Origin of the sequence: Fibrella aquatica (assembly GCF_041321135.1) — a bacterium.
GTDB classification, from domain to species: domain Bacteria; phylum Bacteroidota; class Bacteroidia; order Cytophagales; family Spirosomataceae; genus Fibrella; species Fibrella aquatica.
The window spans coordinates 424,087-450,405 of sequence record NZ_JBGGWF010000003.1 but is presented as its reverse complement, the minus strand read 5'-3'; the positions used below and the strand labels follow the sequence as shown (position 1 = coordinate 450,405).

The 26,319-nt window shown below is 51.4% G+C and carries 26 protein-coding genes; 15 read left to right on the top strand and 11 right to left on the bottom strand.

The window, feature by feature from the left end; genetic code table 11:
- Positions 1 to 33 precede the first annotated feature (33 nt).
- Both ACAW87_RS09520 and ACAW87_RS09515 read right to left on the bottom strand, forming a co-directional pair.
- Positions 34 to 900, bottom strand: coding sequence for a tetratricopeptide repeat protein (locus ACAW87_RS09520; RefSeq protein WP_370723142.1), 867 nt, complete (start codon positions 898 to 900; stop codon positions 34 to 36).
- 80 nt (positions 901 to 980) lie between these two features.
- Positions 981 to 1,283, bottom strand: a complete 303-nt coding sequence (locus ACAW87_RS09515) for an HU family DNA-binding protein (protein ID WP_085412611.1) — start codon at positions 1,281 to 1,283, stop codon at positions 981 to 983.
- 140 nt (positions 1,284 to 1,423) lie between these two features.
- Between ACAW87_RS09515 and mutY the strand changes: the two genes are divergently transcribed.
- The 3 genes from mutY to gldE all read left to right on the top strand — a co-directional run bounded on the left by mutY (position 1,424) and on the right by gldE (position 4,573).
- Positions 1,424 to 2,536, top strand: coding sequence for an A/G-specific adenine glycosylase (gene mutY / locus ACAW87_RS09510; RefSeq protein ID WP_370723141.1), 1,113 nt, complete (start codon positions 1,424 to 1,426; stop codon positions 2,534 to 2,536).
- A 72-nt stretch (positions 2,537 to 2,608) separates the two neighbouring features.
- Complete coding sequence (locus ACAW87_RS09505; RefSeq protein ID WP_370723140.1) at positions 2,609 to 3,121, top strand: single-stranded DNA-binding protein; 513 nt, start codon at positions 2,609 to 2,611, stop codon at positions 3,119 to 3,121.
- Between the two features lie 114 nt (positions 3,122 to 3,235).
- Entirely contained in the window at positions 3,236 to 4,573 is a 1,338-nt protein-coding gene (gene gldE / locus ACAW87_RS09500) for a gliding motility-associated protein GldE (protein ID WP_370723139.1), read from the top strand.
- 88 nt (positions 4,574 to 4,661) lie between these two features.
- On the opposite strand, the gene ACAW87_RS09495 is transcribed toward gldE, so the two are convergent.
- Together ACAW87_RS09495 and ACAW87_RS09490 are read right to left on the bottom strand one after the other, a co-directional pair.
- Positions 4,662 to 5,969 carry a DUF2851 family protein gene (locus tag ACAW87_RS09495; RefSeq protein WP_370723138.1) on the bottom strand — a complete coding sequence of 436 codons (1,308 nt, stop codon included), beginning with the start codon at positions 5,967 to 5,969 and terminating at the stop codon, positions 4,662 to 4,664.
- Positions 5,970 to 6,094: 125 nt separating this feature from the next.
- Positions 6,095 to 7,912: a glycosyltransferase gene (locus tag ACAW87_RS09490; protein WP_370723137.1), complete on the bottom strand. Its 1,818-nt coding sequence runs from the start codon at positions 7,910 to 7,912 to the stop codon at positions 6,095 to 6,097.
- Positions 7,913 to 8,094: 182 nt separating this feature from the next.
- Here ACAW87_RS09490 and purU point away from each other — a divergent pair, with 182 nt between their 5' ends.
- Together purU and ACAW87_RS09480 are read left to right on the top strand one after the other, a co-directional pair.
- The gene (gene purU / locus ACAW87_RS09485; RefSeq protein ID WP_370723136.1) at positions 8,095 to 8,925 is read left to right on the top strand and encodes a formyltetrahydrofolate deformylase; all 831 of its coding nucleotides are present in this window, start codon (positions 8,095 to 8,097) and stop codon (positions 8,923 to 8,925) included.
- Between the two features lie 102 nt (positions 8,926 to 9,027).
- Positions 9,028 to 9,384, top strand: coding sequence for a YraN family protein (locus tag ACAW87_RS09480; RefSeq protein ID WP_370723135.1), 357 nt, complete (start codon positions 9,028 to 9,030; stop codon positions 9,382 to 9,384).
- A gap of 94 nt (positions 9,385 to 9,478) precedes the next feature.
- Here ACAW87_RS09480 and rdgB read toward each other — a convergent pair whose 3' ends face one another.
- The 4 genes from rdgB to ACAW87_RS09460 form a co-directional block, all read right to left on the bottom strand.
- Positions 9,479 to 10,072 carry an RdgB/HAM1 family non-canonical purine NTP pyrophosphatase gene (gene rdgB / locus ACAW87_RS09475; RefSeq protein WP_370723134.1) on the bottom strand — a complete coding sequence of 198 codons (594 nt, stop codon included), beginning with the start codon at positions 10,070 to 10,072 and terminating at the stop codon, positions 9,479 to 9,481.
- Positions 10,073 to 10,136: 64 nt separating this feature from the next.
- On the bottom strand, positions 10,137 to 11,102 hold the full coding sequence (locus ACAW87_RS09470) for an FKBP-type peptidyl-prolyl cis-trans isomerase (protein ID WP_370723133.1): 966 nt from the start codon (positions 11,100 to 11,102) through the stop codon (positions 10,137 to 10,139).
- A gap of 142 nt (positions 11,103 to 11,244) precedes the next feature.
- Positions 11,245 to 12,174 (bottom strand): FKBP-type peptidyl-prolyl cis-trans isomerase, encoded by a 930-nt coding sequence (locus ACAW87_RS09465; protein WP_370723132.1) that lies wholly within the window; start codon positions 12,172 to 12,174, stop codon positions 11,245 to 11,247.
- A 48-nt stretch (positions 12,175 to 12,222) separates the two neighbouring features.
- Positions 12,223 to 13,236 (bottom strand): DHH family phosphoesterase, encoded by a 1,014-nt coding sequence (locus tag ACAW87_RS09460; RefSeq protein WP_370723131.1) that lies wholly within the window; start codon positions 13,234 to 13,236, stop codon positions 12,223 to 12,225.
- Positions 13,237 to 13,488: 252 nt separating this feature from the next.
- Here ACAW87_RS09460 and ACAW87_RS09455 point away from each other — a divergent pair, with 252 nt between their 5' ends.
- Positions 13,489 to 14,592, top strand: coding sequence for a vWA domain-containing protein (locus ACAW87_RS09455; protein WP_370723130.1), 1,104 nt, complete (start codon positions 13,489 to 13,491; stop codon positions 14,590 to 14,592).
- Positions 14,593 to 14,703: 111 nt separating this feature from the next.
- On the opposite strand, the gene ACAW87_RS09450 is transcribed toward ACAW87_RS09455, so the two are convergent.
- Positions 14,704 to 15,195 (bottom strand): GNAT family N-acetyltransferase, encoded by a 492-nt coding sequence (locus ACAW87_RS09450; protein WP_370723129.1) that lies wholly within the window; start codon positions 15,193 to 15,195, stop codon positions 14,704 to 14,706.
- A gap of 274 nt (positions 15,196 to 15,469) precedes the next feature.
- A complete protein-coding gene (locus ACAW87_RS09445) occupies positions 15,470 to 16,534 on the bottom strand; it encodes a quinone-dependent dihydroorotate dehydrogenase (protein WP_370723128.1) in 1,065 nt (354 codons plus the stop codon).
- Between the two features lie 110 nt (positions 16,535 to 16,644).
- Here ACAW87_RS09445 and gcvH point away from each other — a divergent pair, with 110 nt between their 5' ends.
- From gcvH to ACAW87_RS09410, 7 genes are all read left to right on the top strand, one after another.
- Entirely contained in the window at positions 16,645 to 17,028 is a 384-nt protein-coding gene (gene gcvH / locus ACAW87_RS09440; RefSeq protein WP_370723127.1) for a glycine cleavage system protein GcvH, read from the top strand.
- Between the two features lie 155 nt (positions 17,029 to 17,183).
- On the top strand, positions 17,184 to 18,485 hold the full coding sequence (locus ACAW87_RS09435; protein ID WP_370723415.1) for a dihydroorotase: 1,302 nt from the start codon (positions 17,184 to 17,186) through the stop codon (positions 18,483 to 18,485).
- A 24-nt stretch (positions 18,486 to 18,509) separates the two neighbouring features.
- Positions 18,510 to 19,058 (top strand): DUF4199 domain-containing protein, encoded by a 549-nt coding sequence (locus ACAW87_RS09430; protein ID WP_370723126.1) that lies wholly within the window; start codon positions 18,510 to 18,512, stop codon positions 19,056 to 19,058.
- 13 nt (positions 19,059 to 19,071) lie between these two features.
- Positions 19,072 to 19,593, top strand: coding sequence for a DUF4199 domain-containing protein (locus ACAW87_RS09425; protein ID WP_370723125.1), 522 nt, complete (start codon positions 19,072 to 19,074; stop codon positions 19,591 to 19,593).
- A gap of 111 nt (positions 19,594 to 19,704) precedes the next feature.
- Entirely contained in the window at positions 19,705 to 20,427 is a 723-nt protein-coding gene (gldF, locus tag ACAW87_RS09420) for a gliding motility-associated ABC transporter permease subunit GldF (protein ID WP_370723124.1), read from the top strand.
- A 19-nt stretch (positions 20,428 to 20,446) separates the two neighbouring features.
- Positions 20,447 to 20,815, top strand: a complete 369-nt coding sequence (locus tag ACAW87_RS09415; RefSeq protein ID WP_370723123.1) for a VanZ family protein — start codon at positions 20,447 to 20,449, stop codon at positions 20,813 to 20,815.
- Positions 20,816 to 20,820: 5 nt separating this feature from the next.
- Complete coding sequence (locus tag ACAW87_RS09410) at positions 20,821 to 21,489, top strand: hypothetical protein (protein ID WP_370723122.1); 669 nt, start codon at positions 20,821 to 20,823, stop codon at positions 21,487 to 21,489.
- A 192-nt stretch (positions 21,490 to 21,681) separates the two neighbouring features.
- Here ACAW87_RS09410 and ACAW87_RS09405 read toward each other — a convergent pair whose 3' ends face one another.
- Positions 21,682 to 23,037, bottom strand: coding sequence for a tetratricopeptide repeat protein (locus ACAW87_RS09405; protein ID WP_370723121.1), 1,356 nt, complete (start codon positions 23,035 to 23,037; stop codon positions 21,682 to 21,684).
- Positions 23,038 to 23,306: 269 nt separating this feature from the next.
- On the opposite strand from ACAW87_RS09405, the gene ACAW87_RS09400 reads away from it, so the two are divergent.
- Entirely contained in the window at positions 23,307 to 24,815 is a 1,509-nt protein-coding gene (locus ACAW87_RS09400; protein ID WP_370723120.1) for a MiaB/RimO family radical SAM methylthiotransferase, read from the top strand.
- Positions 24,816 to 24,916: 101 nt separating this feature from the next.
- Positions 24,917 to 26,293 (top strand): sigma-54 interaction domain-containing protein, encoded by a 1,377-nt coding sequence (locus ACAW87_RS09395; RefSeq protein ID WP_370723119.1) that lies wholly within the window; start codon positions 24,917 to 24,919, stop codon positions 26,291 to 26,293.
- Positions 26,294 to 26,319: the final 26 nt, after the last annotated feature.

Sequence of the window (26,319 nt, the reverse complement as noted above, 5' to 3'; positions counted from 1 at the left end):
TTGCGGTCCGCCGCGCGGTTCACTGATAACTGTTCATTGAATACGTTCTTCCAACTCCTTGATCGCGGCCTGAACCTGCGGATCCGTTTCGTTGGCTTTTACTTCTGCCAGAACTTTTTTGGCCTCCTCCTTTTGATTAGTCTCTACCAGGCTCACACCCAGATAAAACTGCACCTTTCGGTTAGTAGGATCATTCACTAAAATCTGCCTAAACCGGTCAACAGCTTTACTATACTGCCCCGACCGCATCGACAACATACCCAAATTAAAGAGGGCCAATTCATTAGTTGGATCTTGCTCAAGCACTTCGCGCAGCAGCATAATCCCATTCATAGGCGTTGGCGTGTTTACATACGTCATTGCCATGTTTGCTTTGGCGGCCAACAGATTTGGATTTTTAGCCAGGGCTTTCTGGTAGTAAGCTCGTGTCTGTTCGCCCAAATAAGCGGCTTTCTGTTCGGCAATGGCAAAACCATACGCCTCAAAATACTGATCGCCAGCCCGAAGATTTGCCTGTGGTGAAGGATCGATCTTGGCGATTTCTCCTGCGTAATGGGCAGCACTGTCGAACCGACTTACCGAACGGAAAAACGTGATCAATTGCTCGGCCACTTGTTTACGATCGGTTGATTTGGCTTCGGCATAACGCTTTTGCAAACCTTCTGCCTGTTTCTGCTGATCGGGCGTGAGAGGTTCGTTATGCTGAACGTCAGCCTCCGTTTTCTCTCCCGTATTGGCAACTACATTAAGAGAATCGGCAACAGGTGTATCGGAAACCCGACCTCCTGAGGCGTTACTCAGTTGTTTCGTTGCATTTTGTACCACTACTCTGGGCAGACTATAAAGGCCTGCGCTCAGAACCAGGGTTGATGCGATGACAAGTACGGTTGATGCTTTCATGCCCAAAGGCGGGTCGAGCCATGTTTAGAAACAGCCCTGCGATTGGCCTGATGGCAAAACGCAGGGCTGGATCGATGTGCTTACTCAGCCGATACTTTGGCTTTGTCGCTTGTTTTTACCTGCTCAACGAAGATTTTAGCCGGCTTAAAGCTCGGGATAAAATGCTCGTCGATTACCATGGCCGTATTCTTTGAAATGTTACGAGCCACCTTCTTTGCACGCTTCTTATTGATGAAGCTACCAAACCCGCGAACGTAAATATTTTCACCTTCGGCCAGCGAATTCTTGATCACCGAGAAGAATGTCTCCAGGGTATGCGTTACATCTGCTTTTTCGATTCCTGTTTTATCTGAAATCTCAGCGATTACGTCTGCTTTCGTCACGACTTTACTAAACTTTAGCGATTACTTGTATGTTGATTTTCTGGCACTGAAAAAAGGAGTACAAAGGTAAGGTTTTTCGCTTGATAATGAAACCCCTTGCTTCTTTATTCCCTCTCAACGGTGAAATCTCCTTCTTTATTTTGAACTGGCAATCAGACTACAACGACGAATTGGACGGCCCTGAGGTCACCTCGTTTCCCGCATTACTCAATACCTGGTATCTCCAGCACCGGCGCGATTTGCCCTGGCGAAACACCACCGATCCGTATCGAATCTGGCTCTCGGAAGTGATTCTGCAACAGACCCGCGTGGCTCAGGGACTCCCCTATTATTACCGCTTTACGGAGACCTACCCAACCCTGCCCGAACTCGCCCGCGCCGACGAACGGGAACTGCTCCGCCTCTGGCAGGGACTCGGTTATTATTCGCGGGCTCGAAATCTGCATCAAACGGCGAAATTCATCGTTAGTACGCTGGATGGGCACTTTCCGGCTACTTATTACGACCTCTTATCGCTGAAAGGAATTGGCACCTACACGGCCGCAGCGATTGCTTCCTTCGCTTTCGGAGAACGCGTGCCGGTAGTTGATGGCAACGTATATCGGGTGCTGGCACGGGTGTTCGGAATTGAAGAAGATATCACCAGTACAAGGGCAAAAAAAACCTTTGCCGCGCTAGCCACGCGCCTCATCGCTTACGCCGATGACCCGGCCACCTATAACCAATCGATTATGGAGTTCGGGGCTATTCAGTGCACACCCGTAGCCCCCGATTGTTTGTTCTGTCCGCTACAGCAACAATGCCGCGCTTACCTGACCGGACGTCAGCAATTTTTGCCTGTAAAAAAGAAAAAAGCGCCTGTACGGGACCGGTATCTAACCTACTTCGTGTTCAGAAAGGGGTCGGGAAGCACCTTGAAACTGGCTTTTCGCGAACGAACAGGCCGCGATGTCTGGCAAAATCTGTACGAGTTTTACGGTCTTGAAACCGACGAACCCATCACAGAATGGCAGATGGTGAACGTACCTGACGAGGTGAACGAATTGACGCACGAGGGCGTTTTTGTTGGCCCGGCTATCAATGAGCAGCAGCTACTATCGCACCAGCGAATCAGGGCGGTTTTCTACCAGATCAGTGTACCGGAAAGCAGCCAGACAGTGCTGCCCGACGGATTAAACTGGTATTCTATCGAGCAAGTCAGGCAGTTGCCAAAGCCGGTTCTGATCGCCTCTTATGTAGACAATCAGTTTTGATAAGTCGGTACTATTCAGTATCTTTAGTATCGCTAAACCCCATCTAAAAACAGTTTTAACGCATCGCAAAACATGGCAAGTTTAAACAAAGTCATTCTAATTGGTAATGTCGGAAACGACCCCGAAGTAAAGTATTTCGACGGTGGTAGCGTAGTGGCTCGCGTGAGCTTGGCTACCAACGAAACCTACACCAACCGGAATAATGAGCGCGTTGAGCAGACCGAATGGTTCCGCGTAGAGTTCTGGAATGAGCAAGCCAAAACCATTGAAAAGTACCTTAAGAAAGGAAATCAGTTGTATGTAGAGGGCCGTCTACGCACCGAAACCTACACTGATAAAGAAGGTAAAGAGCGTTTTTCGTTAGGCGTTCGCGCTCAAACGTTCCAGTTCATCGGTAGCAACCGCCCCGAAGACGGAGGTCAGCCCGAGTCGGCACCACGCCAGCAACAGGCTGCCCCTGCGCCACGCCCGCAAGCACAGGCCGCTCCCGCACCGCAGGCAGCTCCCGCTCGCCCCGCTGCTCCAAAAGCAGCCCCCGCCCCGGCCGCATTCGATAACAATGGCGACGACGATCTACCGTTTTAACATGGTTTGTGGTTTGTAGTTTGTGGTTTGTGGTTGCGCTGCTCAGGGACAGAATTTGTACGTTAGCAGCGCAACCACAAACCACAAACTACAAACCACAAACTACCTTCCCCTATGGATCCAGGCGACCCGTCTTCCACACAGGTGCTTTCGGTTGGCAACGACTGGAGCACCTATCTTAGTTTTTACGGCCCCTACGCGGCCGTAGTGTTGTTGTTGCTCTTGCTTGCCGCTTTGGCCTCTGCCGCCGAAGCCGCTTTTTTTACACTCACCCCTCAAGATCGAGCTCAATGCCGCGATAGTGACATCCTAGCCTATCAGCGAATCGCTGAGATACTCGAGCGCCCACGGCGTCTGCTAGCTTCGCTGGTCATCCTCAACAATCTTCTGAATATCGCGATTGTACTCATCGTCACCTATGTGGCCTGGGTTGTTACGGGCATCTCACACGGATCGGGCTGGTTATTAGCCGCAATAACCTTGGTCACTACGGTTGTGATCGTGGTTTTTGGCGAGATGGTGCCCAAAATTTATGCCGCTCAATACGCTTTGGCGGTAGCCAACCGTACGCTATGGGTAGCTCGTTCGGCCATGGTTGTTTTCATGCCTATTTCCAGCCTGCTGGTATCCATGAGCAATCAGATCGATAAACGAATTCACCGACGGGGCTATAAACTATCGGCCGAAGAGTTGAACGAAGCCGTTGAACTCACAGGTACGTCGTCGAGCAACGAAGAGAAAGAATTACTTAAAGGCATTGTCAATTTTGGTAACCTCACCGCTCGTCAGGTGATGCGGGCCCGGATGGATATTACTGCGTTTCCCAACGACCTTCCCTTTCCCGAATTGCTCGAACAACTCAACGATGCAGGCTATTCACGAGTGCCGATCTACAACGAAACGATCGACCAAATTGAAGGAATTCTGTACCTGAAAGATTTGCTTCCTCACCTGGCAAACGATGATGCATTTGCCTGGACTGCCTTACTGCGACCCGTATTTTTCATTCCCGAAACCAAGAAAGTAGACGACCTGCTTCAGGATTTTCAGCGCAAACGGGTTCATATGGCCATCGTTGTCGATGAATACGGTGGAACACGCGGACTGGTAACCCTGGAAGATATTATCGAGGAAATATTCGGAGACATCAACGACGAGTTCGACGAAGAAACGCCCACCGGGTACCGTCGCATTGATGAGCAAACCGTCATCTTCGAAGGACGTACCCCGCTTCCCGACGTTTGCCGGGTGCTCGATGTTGATCCCACGGCCTTCGATGAAGTACGGGGCGATAGCGAATCACTTGGTGGTTTACTGCTTGAACTCTTCAACCGACTACCCAAAACAGGTGACGAAATCACGTTCGACGATTTCACCTTCTACGTTCTGGCCGCCGACGACAAACGCATCAGCGAAGTCCGTGTCACCCAACAGAATTTGACAGAAAAGTAAACAGTTATCAGTTATCAGTTATCAGTTATCAGTTATCAGTGGCTCCGCTTGGGAACGTACCTGAGCAGCGCTGATAACTGATAACTGTTCATTGATAACTGACTAAAGCTATGCCGATCTGGCAGTTTAGGCAGCGTTTGGGGATGCAGAATTCATTGTAGAGTTCGATAGCTGCCTGTGAATCGAAAGCGTTTCTGACCGAGAGGCCAATGTCATCCCAGAGGCGGGTGATGCGGTTGTCTTCGGCAGGGAGTTGCTCAAGCAGGACTATAGCGCGATCGAGCAAATCAGGTACGTCTCTGTGTTTGGCGTAGGCAGCCAACAACGGGGCAGCGGTGTTAACAATGAGTGCCTCGGCCGTGGTTTGGCCCAGCGACGCCGATACTTTGCCCCCCGCTTTTCCAAACCGGTAATGCGTTTGCCAGTAGGCTCCGGGCAAAATCTGTAACGCCTTTAGCAATACGGTGGCCTCGCTGGTATTGACAAAAACCGAAAACAAACTCCCGTGTTCCTGAATAAGCGCGGCTAGTTGAGCCAATCGCATGGTTGGAAAACCAGCCGGACGAAGCTTACCCCATTTCCAGTTGTGGTTGGGCAACTGCTTATCGTTGAGGCCATACTTGGCGGCTAAAAACTGATACTCGCGCCGAAGAACAACCGTGTAATCGTCGTTTTCGTCGGCCTCATCCGGAATCAGTCCTGCTGTTCCGAGTAATAACGCTTCGAGTTGTACCAGACTATTTCGGTGCTTTTGCAACACTTTCAGCGGAATCATGCGAGCCAATTGCTCCATCGGTTCGGCGTTTACTTTCGAACCCAGGTACGTTGCCAATAGCCGGTAAGCAGTTTCTTCCCAATCCTGCCCGGTGGCTTCGTACAGTGATTTGACCAGATCGGCTTTTCGTTCGAGGCGCTGCATCAACGCCGTATCGAGCATAGCCGTTTGTCGGAGCGGCTTCACCATTCTAAACTGACCGGCACACGGAATGCCATCTGCACGTTGCGTGAGCGCCAGATATTTAGTCAGCAACGTACCCGGCGTAAGCGGAGCTAGTTCGAGCGTGGGCAGTACAGAACCGTCGGGGCGGGGCACAGGGCGGTCGTGTTGCCAGACAATGTGCAGAATCACGTTATCGTAAGCACGGTCGCCCTGATGTTGGTGAACAAGCCAATCAGAGGTCTTTGTGTGTGCCTCAACCGTGCCTACCCATTCTACACCTGCGATGAGTAAACGGGCATTCAGAAAATCAGGGCCCGCATTATGGTTTCTGAAACCAGGATGAATGATCTCTACGGTTTCTCCATCCGTAGTTCGCAACGTTTCAGTAGCGGCGTACTGAAACTGCCAGATGAAATACAAAAACTCTTCCTGAACGATTGGATAAGCGGGTAACATAGATCAACGTAGTTTACTGGTCATCAATACATTCCAGAAAAACGTTGAGATCGCTAATGCGCCTGAGTAGCCAAGCGACGCAAAAGCTATTCCCTCTCCTTGTTAAGGAGAGGGTTAGGGTGAGGTCACGCAGGTTTCCAGCGCTTTAGCGACAGGTCGTGAGCCGTATCGTAGTACGAACGAAGGTTTGTCCAATCAAACACATCAGAGATGCTTTCAACACGGTTACGCTGCTGAATCCGGTCACGCATGCTCATACGAACGAAACGGAACAGGATATCGGCCAGTTGGTCGGCGGCTTCGTTGAAATTCTGGGTACGTCTGTTCACCACGTAAATACCCCGGTTTTCGTAGTCGCGCATAATCTGCATGATGAAATCGCCAAAACCCGACTGATCGCTTGTCACGGTCGGAATACCGCGTACTACACATTCCAGCGGCGTATAACCCCAGGGTTCGTAATAACTCGGGAACACACCCAGATGGCAACCCCGCACAAACTGACTGTAATCGAGGCCGAACAGCGGATTCGTAGAGGCAATGAAATCGGGGTGGTATACGATTTTCACGCGGTCATATTCGTTATTCACCAGATTTGCCTGCCGAATAAACCGCGTCATATCGTCTTCCTGCAACAGGTCGTGCGTCACGAACCGGGGCAGTTGCTTAGTTTTCCAGCTTTGAATGGTTCGCCGGAGCCGGAGCCGCCAATATTCATCGACAAAGCTATTGAGATCGGGCAGGTTGGTGCTTTTTCCAGACGCCGAAGCCAAAAAGAGTCGTTCACCCACCTGCTTTTCAATGGCTTCGCTCGTTTCGCGAATCTCATCGAGCAAAGCGCGGGTGTGCAACACTTCGGGGTTGATGGACCGGTAAGGTTGCTTGGTCACCATGAACATCACCACGGTCGTGTCCATGTTGGCTTCGCGCATCCGCCAGTTCAGCCGGGCAAGGGCTTCCAGGGTAAGATCATACCCCTTGTTGGTGAATTCAAAACGCCCTGACGTAAAGAAGTACAGCGTCTTGTCGAGGTCGAAGGAGTAGTTCTGGAAGAAGTGGCCCATCACAAATTCGTGAATGCGCTCTTTGAACTTCACGTGTAGGTTCTGAAACTCATGAGCTGCGGCAAACCGAGTCACGTTCAGACCATTCGGTAACACCAAATCAGGATTTCGACCCAGAAAAACCTCACATTCACGCGCTGTAACATCACTGACGGTAGTGAACACATGGCTTTGTAGCGCGGCTAGGCGTTCAATGGTCGCTTGGGCTTCGATGCCATATTTACGGGCTTCGCGTTGCCAGTCGAACGTATTCAGTCGGGCATAAAACCCTTCTTCGTTCTGCGCCAGGTAACGCCCCAGCATCGTGGCGTGGGTAGTGAACGTGGTGGCTACCCGTACGTTTTCGCGGCGCAGGTCTGGTAAACCCGATGCGGCCATCCATTCGTGAAAATGAGCAGCCAGATCAATGCGGCGTGAGTGGTCTTCGGCGAGCAACTTGATGAACACACGTACCATTTCGCCGAAAGCAAGCGTTTGGTCTACCAGTTCTTCAACCCCCAATGTGGGTAATTGGTATCGTTCCCAGAGCCCTGCTTTAAGCGGATTGAGTTGCCCCATCATGCTCTGGAAATTGAACATCACCACGCGTGGCCGACCTGTTACAAGCCAATAACCGTATTCAACGTCGTAGCCCATCTGGCGCATCTTACGCACCGTTTGTCCTATCTCGGTTTCATCAGAATCGGTAATGGGTTCATATTCAGCGGCAGCTTTCTGCGCAAAATAAGGGCCGAGCAAGACGTAATTATCGTCCCACTTTTCGACCATCGCGGGTACTTTCGATCGGATGACGGTGTAAATACCGCCGACCTGATTACAGACCTCCCAGGCGATTTCAAGCAAAAGCTTGCGTTTTGTCGTTGAGCCTAATCGTTCCACGGCGGGCAAGGGTTAATGTGGTTTTGTCAGTAAATTAAAATCACCGCTAAGTAAGCAGTTTACGGGTATCAAAATGGACCAGCCTGTAAGATTTACTCTAAACTGGTTAACTTACCGCCGTTGACTGACCTACTAACTGGCAGTTTATGTATTCTGTTAGACCGCTTAGGTCAATTTATAGCATGACCAAACATATTTTGCTGATGGACGGTCCCGACGGGCCGGGACTCATCTATCACGTGACCAGCGTTCTGTTTCGCTACGGACTCAATATTATTCGAAATGATGAATATGTCAGCCCGGATGGGCGCTTTTTCATGCGTACCGAATTTGAAGGCGAACCCGACGCACAGGCCGTATTAACCGATCTTCGGGCTCTGCTGCCAGCCGATGTAACGCTACGACTGAATCCGAAAGCCAAGAAAAGCATTGTCGTTTTCGTAACCAAAGAACATCATTGCCTCGGTGAGTTGCTGATCCGGTACGGATTCGATGAACTCGACGCCGATATTCTAGCGGTGGTGAGCAATTATAACACGCTGCAACCGCTGGTAAGTAAGTTCGGTATTCCGTTTCATTACATCTCTCACGAGAACAAAACGCGCGAAGAACACGAAGAAGCCGTGTTACGTACACTCACCATTTACCAGCCCGATTACCTGGTGCTAGCCAAATACATGCGCGTACTCACACCCGGCTTTGTCAGCCACTACAACAACCGGATCGTCAATATTCACCACTCGTTTTTGCCCGCTTTCGTAGGGGCCAGCCCCTACCGGCAGGCCTACGAACGGGGCGTGAAAATTATTGGTGCCACCGCACACTTCGTCAACAACGACCTCGACGAAGGACCCATCATTGCGCAGAATACCCAGGAAGTCGACCATCGCCACACGGCGTCAGACATGAGCACGATGGGCCGTGACGTAGAGAAGATTGTGCTGTCTCAAGCACTCAAACTAGTCTTCAACGACCGGGTATTCATTCATCAGAACCGGACGATTATACTTTAACGGGTTTGTGGTTTGAGGTTTGTGGTTGCGCTGCTAACGTACAAATTCTGTCCTTCAGCAGCGCAACCACAAACTTCAAACCACAAACCTAAAACCTAAAAAATGGCTCAGCACAACGATACCGGTAAACAGGGTGAGGCGGCGGCGATGCAGTATTTGCAAGGGCAGGGCTACCAGATTCTGGAGACCAACTACCGCTACCAACATGCCGAAATCGACATGATTGTGCAGAAAGGGAAGATGGTCATTTTCGTGGAGGTAAAGACACGAACGAACTTAAGTTTCGGCGAGCCTGAAACGTTCGTCACCTTCACCAAAGCCAACCTGGTCATGCGCGCCGCCGACCACTACATCTACGCCCGCGACTGGCACCACGACATCCGCTTTGATGTAGTTGCCGTGAGCATTTCACCCAAAGGCGAAGTCAAGATCAAGCACATCGAAGATGCATTTTGTTAAGGTGGAGGTCCAATGTTTAATGTCTAACGTCTAAAGTTGCTCCGCTATATTTCGGGCCTCTGCTGTATGGCGGAGCAACGTTAGACCTTAGACATTAAACATTGGACCTCAAAAAATCCACCAACCCCTCCAGCGCCCGGGCGCGGTGGCTGATTTTGTTTTTTTCGGATAAGGGTAGCTCGCCGAAGGTTTGCGTGTAGCCGTCGGGCAAAAACAGCGGGTCATAGCCGAAACCACCTTCACCGCGCGGGGCCGTCAGCATAGTCCCGGTTACAATGCCCTCGAACTGACGCTCGATGACCTCCCCAGACTCGTCTTTATAAATCAGCGTAAATACCGACCGGAACTGCGCCCGGCGATCGGTTTCACCGTCTAGATTCTTAAGCAGTAACGCCTTGTTGCGTTCGTTGTCACGGGGTTCGCCCGCGTAATAGGCCGAATCAACGCCGGGTTCACCGTTCAGGGCTTCGACTTCCAGACCGGTATCATCGGCGAAACAGGCTACGCCGAAATGATTGAACACGTACCTGGCTTTCTGGTGTGAATTGCCCGGAATGGTGCCGGTTGTTTCGGGGAGTTCGTCGGTGCAGCCGATTTCCTGCAAGGTGCGCAACGGGAAAGCATTGCCAAGGGCGGCGGCTACTTCTTCCAGTTTGTGGGCGTTATTGGTGGCAAAGCAGAGTTCCATAAACATAAAAAAGCCATTGGGTACGTACCCAATGGCTTCACAAAAATAAGTGTCAATACCCGGCTTACTTCACCCGCAAAATATTCATTTCGAAAAGTAAGGGAGAGTAGGGCGTTATAACAGCCCCAGAGCTACTAGCTCCGTATGCCTGAGCTGAGGGGATTAAGAGCAGGAAGCGCTCTCCTCGCCGGACCTTTTGTAGCGCTAATGTCCAGCCTGAGATAACCGACGTTTGACCGATAGTTACGTCATAAGCTGCCGTTGCACTTGTGGGGTCTGTAGCTATGGCTGAGGCCGTAGGTACGTTCGTGTCAAATACGGTACCGTTCAACAACTTGCCTGTATATTGGATAGAGGCCGTTTCGCCTACTTTGAGCAAAGCAGAATCGGGCCTGGCTAACGTTTTGGCAATACGAATCCCTCCCCCAAGTGTATCGGTTACCGTAATTTTGTTGGCCGCGATATACTCATCGATCTGCTCCCGTTCTGTACGAATAGAGATTACCCGAATGTCGTAGCGAATAGGCGAGTACTGAGGCAGTAGCAACGTACCCTGACGACCGGCATCCAGCGATGAAGGCACCAGAACCGACAGTTGCTCCCCCTCCCGAGCTACGGTAAGCCCCAAAAAAACACCGTTGGTAAGCGTATTGTACAAGTACGATCCATAAGCGAGCGTACCGGTGCGGTTGGGCGTGGTTCCGTACGTATAGGTAGCCGGATGAATGCCGTCAGTGCTATCAAGAACAGTACCATCTAAACGGCGCGACGTAACGAAAAACCGAATTTCGTCGCCCACCTGAGCCGATTGGCTGGTTGGGGCCGATACCGTTTTTATGTAGAACGTACCTGTGTTTCCGAGCTGAGTGGCCTGCAGGTTGTTGGCTGTGATATACTCCTGAATTTCCACTGCGTTTTCGCGCTGTTTCCGGTCAGAAAGAGCCTCGCCCGTTTGCTGGCAACTTACCAGCCAAAAGCCGGAAAGTAAGGCCGTAGCCAAGAGAAAATATCGTTGAAATACGCTACGCATAGTACGTTACCCGTCGGTTGTAATGCTGTAAAATAACCAGTAGACCAGGTATGACCCCAAAGCAAACCAAAAGGTTTGAATAGTCTCCTGATATAACGACAGCGGGCGGCTAGAATGCCACCCGCTTACCCGTTAAATTTTCTTAACGACCACCCGCCTGAGGCTGACCCGGCATTTGTGGCATTTGTTGTGGCTGTCCTTTTGTTACATCCACCAGTTCAATATCGAAAATAAGCGGCGAGTTGGCCGGAATAGTTGGCGGTGCACCCTGCTGACCATAAGCCATACCCGATGGAATGTATAACGTCCCTTTCGTGCCTTTGGCAAACTGCATAATGCCTTCTTCCCAACCCGGAATAATCATACCTACACCCACCTGGAACTGAATGGGCTTGCCACCGTTCTGCTGGTTGGTCAACGAACTGTCGAACACTTTACCGTTCATCAGTTTGCCGGTGTACTGCACTTGTACATTGTCGCCTTTGTTTGGCTTCACACCTGTACCCGGCTGAGTAATCACGTAGTAAACACCGTTGGCTGTTTTCTGCGCTTTACCGGCCAGGCCGTTCTTCGCCAGATAATCGGTCAGAATTTTCTCGTCGACCGACTTTTGCTTCGCTGATTCTTCCTGTTGCGATTTGTTATATTCTTCTTCGTTCTGCGTGTTCAGCAGTTTCACGTTGAAGACAATGTCAGATCCCTTCGTGATACCGGGAGGAAATGGCTGACCAGCACGCGTGAAGAGCGAATCGGCTTTCACATAGAATGTGGCGCTATCCCCTTTGCCCAGCATAGCCAGACCTTCTTCAAATGATCCTTTGAACGGTGGCACCTGCAACATCAGTTTCAGGGGCGTACCTTCCTTGTGGGTATCGCGGATAACAGAATCTTTGGCGTTTTTCAGGGTCAGATGCAACGATAGAATATCGCCAATCTTCGCCTTACGGGCGTCTTTGTTTTGCTCGTGCATCTGGTATTTCAGACCCGTCTCGGTGGTCTGCACACGGTCTTTGCCGCAGGCCATCATCACGGCTGCCAGCAGGGTTGCTTTGGTAAGCGTCTTAATCTGCATGTTAAATGTATTCGGTTGAATGTTTTTGGTTAAGCCGTTGACGTTGGGTCAGACAGCCATGAGTTTTTCCTGGTAATCGGGTAAAATAGCCAGCAGTTTTTGCTCTGTTTCGGCCAGCGACAGCTTCATACGTCCACCGGCCGCGTTTTTATGGCCGCCACCGTTGAAATGCGTATTCACCAGATCGCGCACCGAAAAATCGCCTACAGACCGGAATGACAACCGAATCTCGTCGACTCGATCAATAAGAATAGCCGCTGCCCGAACGCCTTCCACTGAAAGCGCGTAGTTGACCAACCCCTCGGTATCGCCCGTTTTTGAGCGGTACCGCCGCAATTCGTCGGCAGTCAGGGTAATGTAGGCAAAGTTAAAGTCGGGCAACACGCGTAGTTTTTCATTCAGAACGTACCCAAGCAGCCGAAGCTTGTCTATAGAAACGCCATCAAAAATACGACGGTGAATGCTGCTCACGTCAATACCCCGCTCCAGCAGTTTCGCCGCAATCTCATGTACTTCGGGCGTGGTGCTTGGGTGGCGGAATGAACCGGTGTCGGTCATCAGCCCGGCATACAGACAGGCGGCCACATCGGCATTGATCAGGTTTCCTTCGCCGAGTTTATCGATCAGTTTGAAAACGAGTTGTGTGGTCGAGGCCGCTTTAGGATCCCAGTAAGCCAGATCAGCAAACGATTCGGGCTCCAGATGATGGTCAATCATCACTTTGCAGCCTCTGGCGGCACGTACCATTGGCCCGAGGTCTTTGATGCGGTCGAGGCCCGAAAAATCGAGGCAGAAAATAGTGTCGGCATCGGCCATCAGCCCTTCTACCAGCGTCCGGTTTTTACCATCATAGGCAACAACGGTATCGTTGCCGGGCATCCAGGTCAGATTGAACGGATAATCGGTCGGCGTAACCACCGTAACCGCATGGCCTTTTTGCTTTAAATAGCCCGCCAGCCCCAGCGACGAGCCCATGGCGTCGGCATCGGGGTTTTGATGGGTGGTAATTAAAATACGATGGGGGTGCCGCAGCAAATCGCCAATGGCCTCAATATCATGCATATTGTCTAACGGAGCAAAGCGCCGTTAACTGAAAAAACAGAGCAACCCCCTGTTGACGGATCAAAAAACGAATGGCGAAATTACGAATAATTCGCCAAATAGGACGAAGGCGAACAAATTCAGACAGGGGGGCGTTTTCGAGTTACAGTTTGACGTTTGTCGTTTGTGGTTTGTCGTTGCGTTGCAAAGGCACGTAAGTCAGGCAAAGCAGCGCAACGACAAACGTCAAACTACAAACGTCAAACTCTCTTCATGAAAGGCTTTAACTTCTCTGAATTTGTGCCACCAGAACAGAATGGAGGCAATAAATTCGACCAACTGCTCAACATCTTTCAGCAATTACTGCTCATCACCTCGGGCGATGTAGAGCAGGCGATGGCCTGGATGAACCAGCTCGACCGCCAGTATAGCCTCACCGATGATAAGTACGGGATGGGTAATTTCTTCGATGAGCTGAAAGAAAAAGGATACCTGACGGAAGAAAATCAGGAAGGAAAAATTTCGATCACGCCCAAAACCGAGCAAACAATCCGCCGGTCGGCCCTCGACGAAATTTTTGGCAAACTGAAACGATCGAAGTCGGGCGGCAATCATAAAACGCCGTTTACCGGTTCGGGCGACGAGTTGAGTAGCGACCTACGTACCTACCAGTTTGGCGACACACTCGAGCAGATTTCGATGACCGAGTCGATCAAGAACGCGCAGATCAACAGCGGAGTCGATGACTTCAAGTTGATGGAACGCGATCTGGAAGTAACCGAGAAAGAGCAGAAAACGCAGACGAGCACGGTCCTGATGATTGACATCAGCCACTCGATGATCCTGTACGGCGAAGACCGGATTACACCCGCCAAAAAAGTAGCGCTGGCTCTGGTGGAGCTGATCAAGCAGAAGTACCCCAAAGACACGCTCGATATTGTGGTGTTTGGCAACGACGCCTGGCAAATTCAGGCCAAAGACCTGCCCTATCTGGAGGTGGGACCCTATCACACCAATACTGTAGCCGGTCTGGAACTGGCGATGGATTTGCTACGACGCCGAAAAAACAAGAACAAGCAGATTTTCATGATCACCGATGGCAAACCAACCTGTTTGAAGGAAGGCATCCGGTATTACAAAAATTCGTTTGGCCTTGACCGCAAGGTGGTTAGTAAAACCCTAACACTAGCCGCACAATGCCGCCGCCTCGACATTCCGGTTACGACCTTCATGATTGCCACCGACACGTACCTGAAGCAATTCGTGCAGGAGTTCACGAAGGTGAACAACGGCCGCGCCTACTACAGCGGTCTGCAAGGCCTCGGCAACATGATGTTTGAAGATTTTCAGCGGAATCGGAGGAAGAACATCAAGTGAAGTCAGAGAGGTAAGAAATAAGAGTCAAGAGACAAGACTGGCGCTGCTCATTAACCGAATGGTAAATAGGCAGCGCCAATCTTGTCTCTTGACTCTTATTTCTTACCTCTCTTAATTTCCAAGCCATTGGTACATCACATACGTATCCACCAAGCCGAGCATTTGGTGTTGGTATGCGTTGGGAACGGTACCGATGATGGTAAAACCCAGGCGCTCCCATAGTTTCACGGCCACTGTATTGGTCGAAACCACGGCGTTGAACTGCATGGCCTTGAAACCCAACCGGCGGGCTTCTTCGAGTGAAAAACGACACATTTCCTGTGCAATACCTCGCCCCCTGTAATCGGGGTGCACCATGTAGCCCGCATTGGCCACATGCGAACCAAGTCCTGGCTGATTGGCAACCATGAAGAACGTACCTACCACCTGCCCGTTAATTTCGGCCACGTACGTAAACTTGCCCGACATAAACCAGATGGCCAGCATCTCGTCTCGCGTTGCGTCGGGTGCATACATGTACGTATCGCCCGCTTTTATCACAGGTTCAATAATACCCCAGATCGCATCGTGATCGGCGGTAGTGGCGGGTCGAATGGTGGTCATTAGAGTAAACTGGCTTTGTCTGATTCTAGCGCGAGCATGTGCTCGTGCTTTCTATGTAGCAAGCTTTCGCTTGCACAGCGCGAAAGCGCAATACGGCAGGTTAAGGGTAGGTTTTCCAGCGTTATCAATTGTCAGCCTATACCCTTGCGCTTCCGCGCTGTGCAAGCGAATGTTTGCTACATAGAAAGCACGAGCACATGCTCGCGCTAGTAAGGCACCAGAGTAAACTGGCTTCATTTTTGGCTCGGCCGTTGGCTGAAGCCAACGGAGCCGCCTACTTCACCAGTCCCCGGCAGATTTTACTGGCCAGAGCAGGGCCTTCGTAGATAAAACCGGTGTAAACCTGGACAAGGCTGGCGCCGGCATCGAGTTTTTCCTGCGCGTCGGCGGCGGTTTGTATGCCCCCTACCCCAATGATCGGAAATGCTCCGTTCGATTTTGTGTGCAGATAGCGAATTACCTCTGTCGACCGCGCCTTTACTGGTTTACCACTCACGCCCCCCGCTCCCATCTCCGTCACAACGGCTTCTGGCGTAGCTAATCCGTCGCGGCTAATTGTAGTGTTAGTGGCAATAACTCCCGCGATGCCGGTTTCCCGAACAATATCTATGATGTCATCGAGTTGGCTGTCAGTGAGGTCGGGGGCAATTTTCAGCAGGATGGGCTTTGGCTTGTTTTTCAGCACATTCTCTCCCTGCAATCGGCCCAGAATGGCCGTCAGTGGGCCCTTTTCCTGCAAATCGCGCAAGCCCGGTGTATTAGGCGACGACACGTTGACCACGAAATAATCAACGTCGTTGAACAGATCGCGGAAACACAGCAGGTAATCGTCGAGTGCCGATTCGTTGGCGGTCAGTTTATTCTTACCGATGTTGCCGCCAATCAGAATACGCGACCCCGCTGAAGCTGGGCCGGCTGTACCTGCGCTGGTGCGGTAATGCCCCAACCGCCCCGCCGCTGGTCCTGAGCCTTTGTTGTTGAAACCCATTCGGTTAATCAAGCCACTATCGGCCTTGAGTCTGAACAGCCGGGGTTTATCATTTCCTGCCTGTGGACGCGGCGTGACCGTCCCAATTTCGATGAAGCCAAAGCCCAGACTACTCAGTTCAGCCACCCATTCGCCGTTTTTGTCGAAACCCGCCGCCAATCCAACGGGATTAGGAAAGTGCAGCCCGAACACCGTGCGTTCAAGGCTGGGGTGTTTGTAGGTGTATAGCCATCGCAATAATCCCGGCATTCCCGGAATACGATGAGCCGTTTGCAGCACCGACATGGCGAAATAGTGGACAGACTCGGCGTTGAAGCGAAAGAGAATGGGTAGCAGAATACGCTTGTACATAGCAGCAAAGGTACGAGATTCAACGCTGTTCGTCATGGCTCAATGCCTACTGTCGATTTGCAATTGCGGGGCGGTGTACCGTATTTTGTGCATCTTAACTCCGAACTCGAATGACGTTCCCCGACGAACTCCAGTACACCCCCGATCACGAATGGATTCGCTTTGAATCTGACGGCACGGCCGTTGTAGGCATCACCGATTTTGCCCAGCACGAACTCGGCGACATCGTATATGTAGACATCAACACCATTGGCCAAACGCTGGCGAAAGGCGAAATTTTCGGATCGGTTGAAGCCGTTAAAACGGTATCGGATCTTTTCATTCCTATTGCCGGTGAAATTCTGGAAATGAACGACGAAGCCGAAAAAAGCCCTGAACTAGTCAACACCGACCCTTACGGCCGTGGCTGGATCGTTCGCATCAAACTGACCGAAGGCAACGAAGCCGACGACCTCCTCTCTGCCAGCGCCTACCAGGAATTGATTGGACAATAACTAACAGGTTTGTGGTTTATGGTTTGAGGTTTGTGGTTGCGCTGCCAGTTAACGATTGGTTGGGTGAGCAGCGCAACCACAAACCTCAAACCATAAACCACAAACTTCCTTCAGGCTCCAGCGAACATCCCGTTTATGGAGCCTTTTTTATGCCTATGCATCTCCTGATTCGTTCGGCCCGTGTGGTCGATAGCGCTTCTTCCAATCATGATCAGATCGTTGATCTGCTGATCGAAAACGGAATCATCCGTCAGATAGGTACTCATATTGCCGCTCCTGATGGTGCACAGGTCATCGACGTACACAACCTGCACGTATCGGCCGGGTGGGTAGATGGACGCGCCTCGGCCAATGACCCCGGCCACGAACACCGCGAAACCCTGACCGATCTGGCTCGCACGGCAGCGGCTGGTGGGTTTACCGATGTGGCCCTATTGCCCAATACCAGCCCCGTTGTGGATGCCAAAGACACACTTGGGTACGTTCGCCGCATGGCCGAGGGGCAACCCGCCCGCCTGCATCCGATGGCGGCCATCACCAAAGGGGCTAAAGGCGTTGATTTCACTGACATGATCGACCTGCACCGAGCGGGGGCCATTGCCTTCACCGATGGCGATCATCCGTTGCAAAACCCTGACTTACTGCTAAAAACATTACAGTATCTGCGGCCCATGAACGGCCTGCTTGTGAACCGCGCCGAAGATCAATTGCTGACTCAATTCGGGCAGATGCACGAAGGTGTTCAAAGTACTATGCTCGGTCTGAAAGGCATACCCGCCATGGCCGAGGTAATGATGATCGAGCGCGACCTGAGGCTGTTGGCCTACGTACTGGAGCAGGAAACCGATATAGACAGTAGCATACCGGTGTTGCACTTCGCCTGTCTGTCAGCGGCCGAATCAGTGGCGCTGATCCGGGAAGCGAAAGCCAAGGGCCTGCCTGTTAGCTGCGATGTGGCCGCGCATCAGCTTGTCTTCACCGATACCGATCTGGCTGGTTTCGATACGTACCTGAAAGTGAATCCGCCGTTCCGTTCGCAGGCCGATGTTGACGCACTCTGGGCCGGACTGGCCGACGGCACCATCGACATGATTGTGTCGGATCATCACCCGCACGACGAAGAAAGCAAGAATCTGGAGTTCGATGTGGCTGAATTTGGTATCAGCACCCTCGAAACCGTCTTCTCGGCAGTGATGTCGCATAATAACGACCGGCTTCCGCTCAGCACGCTGATCGAATGCCTTACCCTGGGGCCGCGTCGGGTATTGCGGTTGCCGGTCGCGACCGTTGCCGAAGGACAGCCTGCCGCCCTGACCTTGTTTGAGCCAACTGCCCAATGGACCTTTGCCCGTTCGGTATCGCCCGCTAAAAATTCACCTTTTCTGGGTAAAACATTGACCGGAAAAGTCTTGGGTACTGTTCTATTGCATGGAGCAACACTCCACCATACCGCGTAACTTCAGCGCGCAGCTCTGCCGACCATGACCTATTTTAATCACCCCCTGTTAAAGATTCCTCTCCTATTTGGCGTTGCAGCGGGACTAGCTGTCTTTCTCTATTTTCTGGGCATGCACGCACTGGGTATCTCGGCACTTTATGTGAACGAAAAATACCCGTTCGATTTTGGCATTCACCTCATTCTGATGGTTGCTGCCGTCTGGTATTATCGGCGGAAAGTGGGCAACGGATTGTTGCACATGTGGGAAGGCCTCACCATCTGTTACATCGTCAACACAATGGGGGCATTATTGGCCGGTTGGCTCATCTACGGCTTCGTAACGCTGGTTGACCCCACCGAATTTACCCGCTACATCAGCGACCTGCAACGGTTTCAGATCAGCGACAAAGCCAACTACGTGAAAACATTCGGCGAAGAGGCGTTCAATGCGCAATTGGCCAAAACGGCCGCTACCACGCCCGATGTGTTGCCGCTGAGTATGTTGGGCAAGAAAACATTGCTGGGTATTCTTCCGATTCTGATTATTTCGCTGCTCTTTCGCAAGCAGGATTACAGCATTATGAACCCCTAATCAAACCAATATCATGGAAGAAAGACCCTCTACCACCAGTCTGGCCCTTAAATGGGGCGGCATCACCGGCATAGCCCTGATCGTTTACTCGACGTTGCTATACACCCTCGGTGGCATGGCCAATGCGGCTCTTAGCGCAATTGTTTATGTCATTATTATTGCCGGTCTATTTCTTGGCATCCGCGAGTATCGGACACTCAACGGTGGCTATCTGGCAATTGGTGAAGGAGTAAGCCTGGGCGCGCTCATGACGGCCGTTTCTGGCATACTATCATCGGCCTACAATGCCATTTATACCACGTTGATCGACCCAGGCGTTATGGAACAAATGCAGAATCAGGCCCGGGTAAAACTGGAAGAACAGGGTAATTTGACTGACGAACAGATTGAACAATCGTTGGAGATCATGCAAAAATTCCAGTCGCCGGGCATGCTGTTCATCTTCGGCGTTCTAGGGTCAATCCTGATGGGAGCTCTCTTTTCGCTGATTATCTCGGCTATCATGCGTCGTAAAAAAGACAATCCGTTTTCGTGAAGTGACTCCTGACTAATTGTTTCGCGTGTTGCTTTCGCATAGCCCTTCGACAGGCTAGGCGCGAAGCCGATCGAATCGTACATCGTAACTCGTAATTCGTAAATCCTCCTCGTGCTGGCTATTTTTCGTAAAGAACTCAATCAGTTTTTTTCCTCGCCCATCGCCTACATCATCATGGGCGTGTTTCTGGCCGTGATCGGGCTGTTGCTGTGGGTATTCCCCAACACCAACCTGCTTGATTATGGCTATGCCGACATGGGGCAGTTCTTTTCGCTGACTCCCTTTGTGTTGCTGTTTCTGGCCCCCGCCATCACCATGCGCGCCATTGCCGACGAAGTACGGGGTGGCACGCTGGAGTGGTTGCTGACTAAACCCGTTGGCCGTTGGGGGGTGGTGCTGGGCAAATTCGGCGCTGGGTGGCTACTCGTGGCCCTAACTCTGCTGCCCACACTCGTTTACTACGTCAGCCTATACCAACTGGGCAATCCTCCCGGCAACATCGACTCGGCTATGGTGGCGGGGTCTTACGTGGGTCTGTTACTGCTGGCGGGTGTATTTGTAGCCATTGGCATCTGGGCTTCTTCACTCAACGACAATCAGGTGGTTGCGTTTGTGGTGGGTACGTTGACCTGTCTAGTGCTCTACGCAGGCCTAAGTACGCTGAGCAGTTTGCTGGGTACGTCCGACGCCGCTTACTGGCTCGACTACCTCAGCCTCGACCAGCAATACAGCGCCCTTGGCCGCGGCCTGCTCGACTCCCGCAACGTGATTTATCTGCTCAGCCTCACGGCTATTTTTCTGTACCTGACCACGCTACGCCTCGCTCGTCGCTAACCCGGTCAGCCAGCTAATCATGATCCGTTTATTGCTCAACCCCGCTTTGCTCAAGCTAGCCGCTATTGGCTGGACAATTACCATCAGCATCGGCTGTTTCTGGCCCAGTAGCGGCCTGCCCGACCTGAGCCAAAACCGCGACAAATACCTGCATGCTGTTATCTTCTTTCTCTTCACCATTTTGTGGCGATTAGTAGGTTGGTCGGCAACCCGTACGCTGATAGTAGGTTTGCTCTATGCCGGGGCCATTGAATTAGTACAGGCATCGTTTCCCAACCTTAACCGTTCGGGCGATTGGCTTGATTTCATAGTGGACGGAATAGGTGTCTTGATTGGCCTTGTTGCGTCAAAAATCATACTGCGTTTCACCCAATCGCAGGAGTTATAAATTGAATGGAAACAACAACGTATCTGCGAATTGATCCCGGAGAGTTAGATGATGTACTGACGAAGATTGAACAGTCTTACTCCATCACCTTCGGTACCAACGACCTTCGTCAGGTTGAAACATTCGGTCAGCTTTGTGAGGCGATCATAGAGAAGATTCAATTAGCCGAAGTAGGTGACTGCACATCGCAGCAGGCCTTTTACAAGCTCCGGCAGGGTATGGTCGACGTATTACAGCTCGACCGACAGACCATCCGCCCCACCACTGAATTAGCTACCCTGTTTCCGGGAAGAACCCGCAGAGCCAGTGTACAGAAGCTGGAAAATGCCCTTGGGTTTAGCTTTAACGTGCTGACTCCCGGCCCAATCATCATCATTCCGGTAGTGATACTCCTGCTAATTTCCGGACTCACCCTATTCAGCAGCGTTTTTTACGGCTCAATCGGACTGATTGCTGCCATCGCCACGCTAGTCATTTCACAGAAACTAGGCAATCAGTTTGCCCTGAAAACCATCGGTGAGCTTGCCGAAAAGCTAGCCCGCGAACACTACACCAAAGTGCGGCGAGAGGCGTGTACAGTGAACAAACGCGAACTTGTCGACAACATCAAACAGGTCTTTTGCGCCGATCTGGGCATTTCCCCCGATCAACTCCAGCCCGATTCGTTGTTCTAGACAGAGGATAACGTGAATTATGGATAAGTCTTAGCGTATTGCTGTCGCATAGCCCTTCGACAGCAATACGCTAATAGTCAACTGGTTAAGAATGAAATTATCCATAACTCGCGTTAAATACAACCTGAAACACAAAACGCCCTTCTCCGCCAAGATGCGAAGAAGGGCATTTTATATAAGAAACAGGGCGATTTACTGACGAGCTACTTTGTTGCAGCGTTCGGTAATGAGTTTGTATGATTGCGTGTAACCCAGTTCACCCGAGCGGCTCAGATCAGCGCAACCGGCTACTTCGTCCCCCCCATCGTAGCGGATGATACCGCGCAGGTAATAGGCCTCTGCATGGCGGGGATTCAGTTTTACGGTACTGTTACAGTCAATGACAGCGCCTTTCTGGTCTCCCAATGATGACCGGACAATACCCCGAATGAAATAGGCTTCTGAATTGGTTGGATTTAGTTCAACGGCACGGTTCAGGTCAAGCAAGGCTGGTTTACTATCGCCCGCCGAATTTTTCAGGATACCTCGCACCATGTACGCATCGGCCCGGTCGTCGCTTAATTCGGCTACTTTATAGCGCTCCTGCACCACCGTGGCAAATAGGGGTAACACGTTCTGGGTGATAAAATCGCTGTAATATGACTTGGTCTGAAGGCTCCGGTTATCCATTTCGATCGACTTGTCAAGGTCGTTCAGGGCGAGTTTGGTATTGCCTGAGCGGCTCCGGCAAAATCCCCGGCTGAAAAACGCCTGATAATGGTTGGGGCTTAACGTCAGCGTTTTGTTGTAATCGGCAATGGCGTTGTCGTATTCGCCCAACCGGGTTTTTACCAGGCCACGCTTGTAGAACAGTTCTGCATCCTGCGGGCTGAGCTCAATGGCCCGCGAAAAATCGGCCAGCGACCCTTTATAATCTTCCAACTTGAACCGCGAATACCCCCGTCCCGACAGCGCATTGGTTCTGTTCGGGGCTTTTTCCAACGCCAGACCGAAATCAGCCAGCGCCCCTTTATAATCGGTAAGGCTGTTTTTGCAGTTGCCCCGGGCGGTCAGAATATTGGCGTCGTTGGGTGCCAGCGAGGCCGCCTTGTTGTAATCGGTAAGGGCACTGGCCACGTAGTTCATTTGCGAGCGGCACAAACCCCGGTTATAATACAGAAACGCATCGTTGGGGCTTAGCTCGATCGACCGGTTAAAGTCCTGCATCGCTCCCCGGTAATCTTCGAGTTTCGACCGGCTGATACCCCGGTATAGGTAGGCGTTAGCGTCCTGCGAGTTTAGTTCAATGGTCTGGTCAAGGTCAGCAATAGCCCCCTGAAGATCGTTCAGGCTACTTTTTGCCAGCGCCCGGTTATAATAACTGGGCGCGTTTTCAGGGTTCATAATGATAGCCGTTGTAAAGGCTTGTAGCGCACCCGTAAAATCTTTGGCGTTGCTTTTCTGAACACCCTCGTTGAAAAAGTCAACGGCGGTTTGCTGCCCGAAAGCAGTAGCTGACAGGAGCACACCAAGGCTCACTGTACAAAGAGATACATAGATTTTTTTCATTGAGACTGTTTAAATAGTTCACACTTATTTTGTTAGGCTCTCAAATCTATGCGGCTTCCTGTTGCCCTGCAAGTTTACACTATTAAAAAAGTTTACATAAAAAAGCTAAGCATATATAACCATTATACCTATAGGTTTAAAATATTTGATTTTTTTAACGGACTGAGTCCCCGCCCTACCTGACAATCTGTCAGACAAGTCTCTTGAATCTTCTTACCTTTGCTTATCGAATACAAGCAGACAGAAACCCGCTGTCTTAACTATATACCATGGAACGCATTGCTGAATTAACGATACTTTCACCCACCGACAAAGAAGCGGCCGACCTGCCACGTACCTCCGTTGATGAGTTGGCAGTAGGCAAAAAAAGGCTGTACATCGAGAGCTACGGCTGCCAGATGAACTTTGCGGATTCAGAAATTGTGGCGGCCGTGATGCGCAATGCCGGTTTCGCCACTACCTCGTTGGTCGAGGAGGCCGACCTCATCTTCCTCAATACCTGCGCCATCCGCGACAATGCCGAGCAGAAAGTACGGCACCGGCTCAAGCAGCTTAATACGTACAAAAAGAAAAAGCCCTCGCTGATGGTAGGTATGCTCGGCTGCATGGCCGAACGCCTGAAAACCAACCTGCTGGAGGAAGAGCAAATTGTTGACATCGTGGCAGGGCCCGATGCCTACCGCGATATTCCCCGGCTCGTCGAGGAAGCCGAAACAGGACAGAAAGCAGTAAACGTGTTTCTGTCGCGCGAAGAAACCTACGCCGATATTGCTCCCATTCGCCTTAACTCGAACGGAATCACCGCTTTCATCTCCATCATGCGGGGCTGCGACAATATGTGCAGCTTCTGCGTGGTACCGTTCACCCGTGGCCGCGAACGTAGCCGCGACGCTGATAGCATTGTTCGCGAAGCAGAGCAACTTTTTGCCGATGGCTACAAAGAGGTAACCCTGCTGGGTCAGAACGTAGATTCATATAAGTGGAACCCCACCCCTAGCCCCTCCCCTTTAGGGAGGGGAACTGCTTCAGCATACTCCGAGGATGCTCCCCTCCCTAACGGGGAGGGGCTAGGGGTGGGGTCGAGCCCTGTCACCTTCGCTGATTTGCTGGCTCGCGTGGCGAGTATTCATCCCGATTTGCGGGTACGTTTCTCGACGTCACACCCCAAGGACATCACCGATGATGTGTTGCACACCATTGCCCGGTTCGACAATATTTGCAGTTACATCCACCTGCCTGCGCAAAGCGGTAACACCCGGATTTTGGAGTTGATGAACCGGACCTATACCCGCGAGTGGTATATGGAAAAGATCGACCGGATACGGGCTATTCTGGGCGACGATTGTGGCATTTCGCACGACATGATTTCGGGCTTTTGCTCGGAAACGGAAGAGGAACATCAGGATACGCTGTCGCTGATGGAATATGCCCGTTACGACTACGGCTACATGTTTGCCTACTCGGAACGGCCAGGTACGTTGGCAGCTAAGAAATACAAAGACGATGTACCTGAGGACGTAAAAAAACGGCGACTAGCCGAGATCATTGCCCTCCAGCAACGATTATCGCTGGAACGCAATCTGCGGCATATTGGTCAAGTACACCGCGTGTTGGTTGAAGGACCATCGAAACGCTCGGATGCCGACCTCTCGGGTCGTAATGATCAGAACAAAGTCGTGGTGTTTCCACGCGGTACATTTCAGAAAGGTGATTACGTCAATGTGCTCATCACCGAATGCTCATCGGCCACGCTTTTAGGAACAGTAATTGGTCATTAAGTGATCATTGATTGTCATTTATAGTCATTAAGAGCTATCTGTAGTTAGTTCAACTAATGACCATCTAATGACTACAAATGACCACTCAATGACATTTTTTTATGAACACACAGGAAATTCAGGCTGCCAAGAATCGTTTCGGCATCATCGGCAATGCGGCCGCGCTGAACTACGCCATCAGTGTGGCTACGCAAGTGGCGGCTACTGACCTGACGGTGCTGATTACGGGCGAAAGTGGCAGCGGTAAAGAATCATTTTCCAAGATCATCCATAGCCTGAGCGCCCGCAAACACGGGCAGTTCATCGCCATCAACTGCGGTGCCATCCCCGAGGGAACCATTGATTCTGAGCTATTTGGTCACGAAAAAGGGTCATTTACCGGGGCTGTCGATCAGCGGAAAGGCTATTTTGAGACAACCAGCGGCGGTACCATTTTTCTGGATGAAATTGGCGAAATGCCCCTCGGCACCCAGGCACGGCTACTGCGTGTGCTCGAAAACGGGGAGTTTATCCGCGTGGGTTCATCGAAAGTGCAGAAAACCGACGTGCGCGTAGTGGCGGCTACCAACGTGAACTTACTGGCTGCCGTTGAAAAAGGTCGTTTTCGCGAAGATCTGTATTACCGGCTAAACACCGTTCCTATTTTTGTGCCGCCCCTCCGCGAGCGCGGTACCGACATCGATCTGCTCTTCCGCAAATTCACCACCGACTTTGCCGAGCGCTACCGGATCAAACCCATTCAGTTGACCGACGATGCAAAGCGAGTGCTGCTGGCTTATCCGTTTCCGGGAAATATTCGTCAGCTGAAGAATTTCGCCGAACAAATCTCGATCCTCGAATCGGAACAGAACCGACCGATTGACGCCGAGGTATTAGGTAAGTACCTGCCCCGCCCCAAAGCACCGGGCAGCGTATCGATGGCGCTTACCGCCCTTGGCTCGGGACCAACCGATTCGTTTTCAGAGCGTGAGCTGCTTTATAAAGTGCTATTCGATATGCGGCGCGACATGAATGACCTGAAAAAACTCGTTCGCGACGTACTGAACAACGAAGCGTATGGCCCTCAGGTACTCAACAATCACCGCGATTTATTTGAGTCGGTAGGTGGCGAAGGCACCAACGATTACGCCGAAGCGGCTACGCGCGAGCCCAACTACGCCCGTATGCTACCCGATGGCAGTCGGCCCAATAACCTAACTCAACGCCCGGTTCAACCCGCCTACGAAGCAGATTATGGCCATCCAGCCGTTGAGGTTTATGACGATACCGACGGCGAGTTAAACGAAGCTACTGTTGAAGACGTCAGCCACGAAACCGAGGAAGACGATTCGCTCTCGCTGGAAAAGAAAGAGAAAGAGATGATTGTGAAGGCCCTGCGCCGCAACAACAATAAACGCAAATACGCCGCTCAGGCCCTCGGCATCTCCGAACGCACATTGTACCGTAAAATCAAGCAGTATGAGATCGATGAAGAGTAGGCAGTTATCAGTTATCAGTAAACAGT

Bases quoted from the DNA above. Each gene is read 5' to 3' on its own strand.
- ACAW87_RS09470 (WP_370723133.1), bottom strand. From the start codon at position 11,102: ATGCGTAGCGTATTTCAACGATATTTTCTCTTGGCTACGGCCTTACTT.
- ACAW87_RS09460 (WP_370723131.1), bottom strand. From the start codon at position 13,236: ATGCATGATATTGAGGCCATTGGCGATTTGCTGCGGCACCCCCATCGT.
- purU (WP_370723136.1), top strand. From the start codon at position 8,095: ATGACCAAACATATTTTGCTGATGGACGGTCCCGACGGGCCGGGACTC.
- ACAW87_RS09395 (WP_370723119.1), top strand. From the start codon at position 24,917: ATGAACACACAGGAAATTCAGGCTGCCAAGAATCGTTTCGGCATCATC.
- rdgB (WP_370723134.1), bottom strand. From the start codon at position 10,072: ATGGAACTCTGCTTTGCCACCAATAACGCCCACAAACTGGAAGAAGTA.
- ACAW87_RS09495 (WP_370723138.1), bottom strand. From the start codon at position 5,969: ATGTTACCCGCTTATCCAATCGTTCAGGAAGAGTTTTTGTATTTCATC.
- ACAW87_RS09400 (WP_370723120.1), top strand. From the start codon at position 23,307: ATGGAACGCATTGCTGAATTAACGATACTTTCACCCACCGACAAAGAA.
- ACAW87_RS09415 (WP_370723123.1), top strand. From the start codon at position 20,447: ATGATCCGTTTATTGCTCAACCCCGCTTTGCTCAAGCTAGCCGCTATT.
- ACAW87_RS09425 (WP_370723125.1), top strand. From the start codon at position 19,072: ATGGAAGAAAGACCCTCTACCACCAGTCTGGCCCTTAAATGGGGCGGC.
- ACAW87_RS09520 (WP_370723142.1), bottom strand. From the start codon at position 900: ATGAAAGCATCAACCGTACTTGTCATCGCATCAACCCTGGTTCTGAGC.
- ACAW87_RS09405 (WP_370723121.1), bottom strand. From the start codon at position 23,037: ATGAAAAAAATCTATGTATCTCTTTGTACAGTGAGCCTTGGTGTGCTC.
- ACAW87_RS09450 (WP_370723129.1), bottom strand. From the start codon at position 15,195: ATGACCACCATTCGACCCGCCACTACCGCCGATCACGATGCGATCTGG.
- ACAW87_RS09455 (WP_370723130.1), top strand. From the start codon at position 13,489: ATGAAAGGCTTTAACTTCTCTGAATTTGTGCCACCAGAACAGAATGGA.
- ACAW87_RS09505 (WP_370723140.1), top strand. From the start codon at position 2,609: ATGGCAAGTTTAAACAAAGTCATTCTAATTGGTAATGTCGGAAACGAC.
- ACAW87_RS09430 (WP_370723126.1), top strand. From the start codon at position 18,510: ATGACCTATTTTAATCACCCCCTGTTAAAGATTCCTCTCCTATTTGGC.
- ACAW87_RS09480 (WP_370723135.1), top strand. From the start codon at position 9,028: ATGGCTCAGCACAACGATACCGGTAAACAGGGTGAGGCGGCGGCGATG.
- gldE (WP_370723139.1), top strand. From the start codon at position 3,236: ATGGATCCAGGCGACCCGTCTTCCACACAGGTGCTTTCGGTTGGCAAC.
- ACAW87_RS09445 (WP_370723128.1), bottom strand. From the start codon at position 16,534: ATGTACAAGCGTATTCTGCTACCCATTCTCTTTCGCTTCAACGCCGAG.
- gcvH (WP_370723127.1), top strand. From the start codon at position 16,645: ATGACGTTCCCCGACGAACTCCAGTACACCCCCGATCACGAATGGATT.
- ACAW87_RS09465 (WP_370723132.1), bottom strand. From the start codon at position 12,174: ATGCAGATTAAGACGCTTACCAAAGCAACCCTGCTGGCAGCCGTGATG.
- ACAW87_RS09435 (WP_370723415.1), top strand. From the start codon at position 17,184: ATGCATCTCCTGATTCGTTCGGCCCGTGTGGTCGATAGCGCTTCTTCC.
- ACAW87_RS09410 (WP_370723122.1), top strand. From the start codon at position 20,821: ATGGAAACAACAACGTATCTGCGAATTGATCCCGGAGAGTTAGATGAT.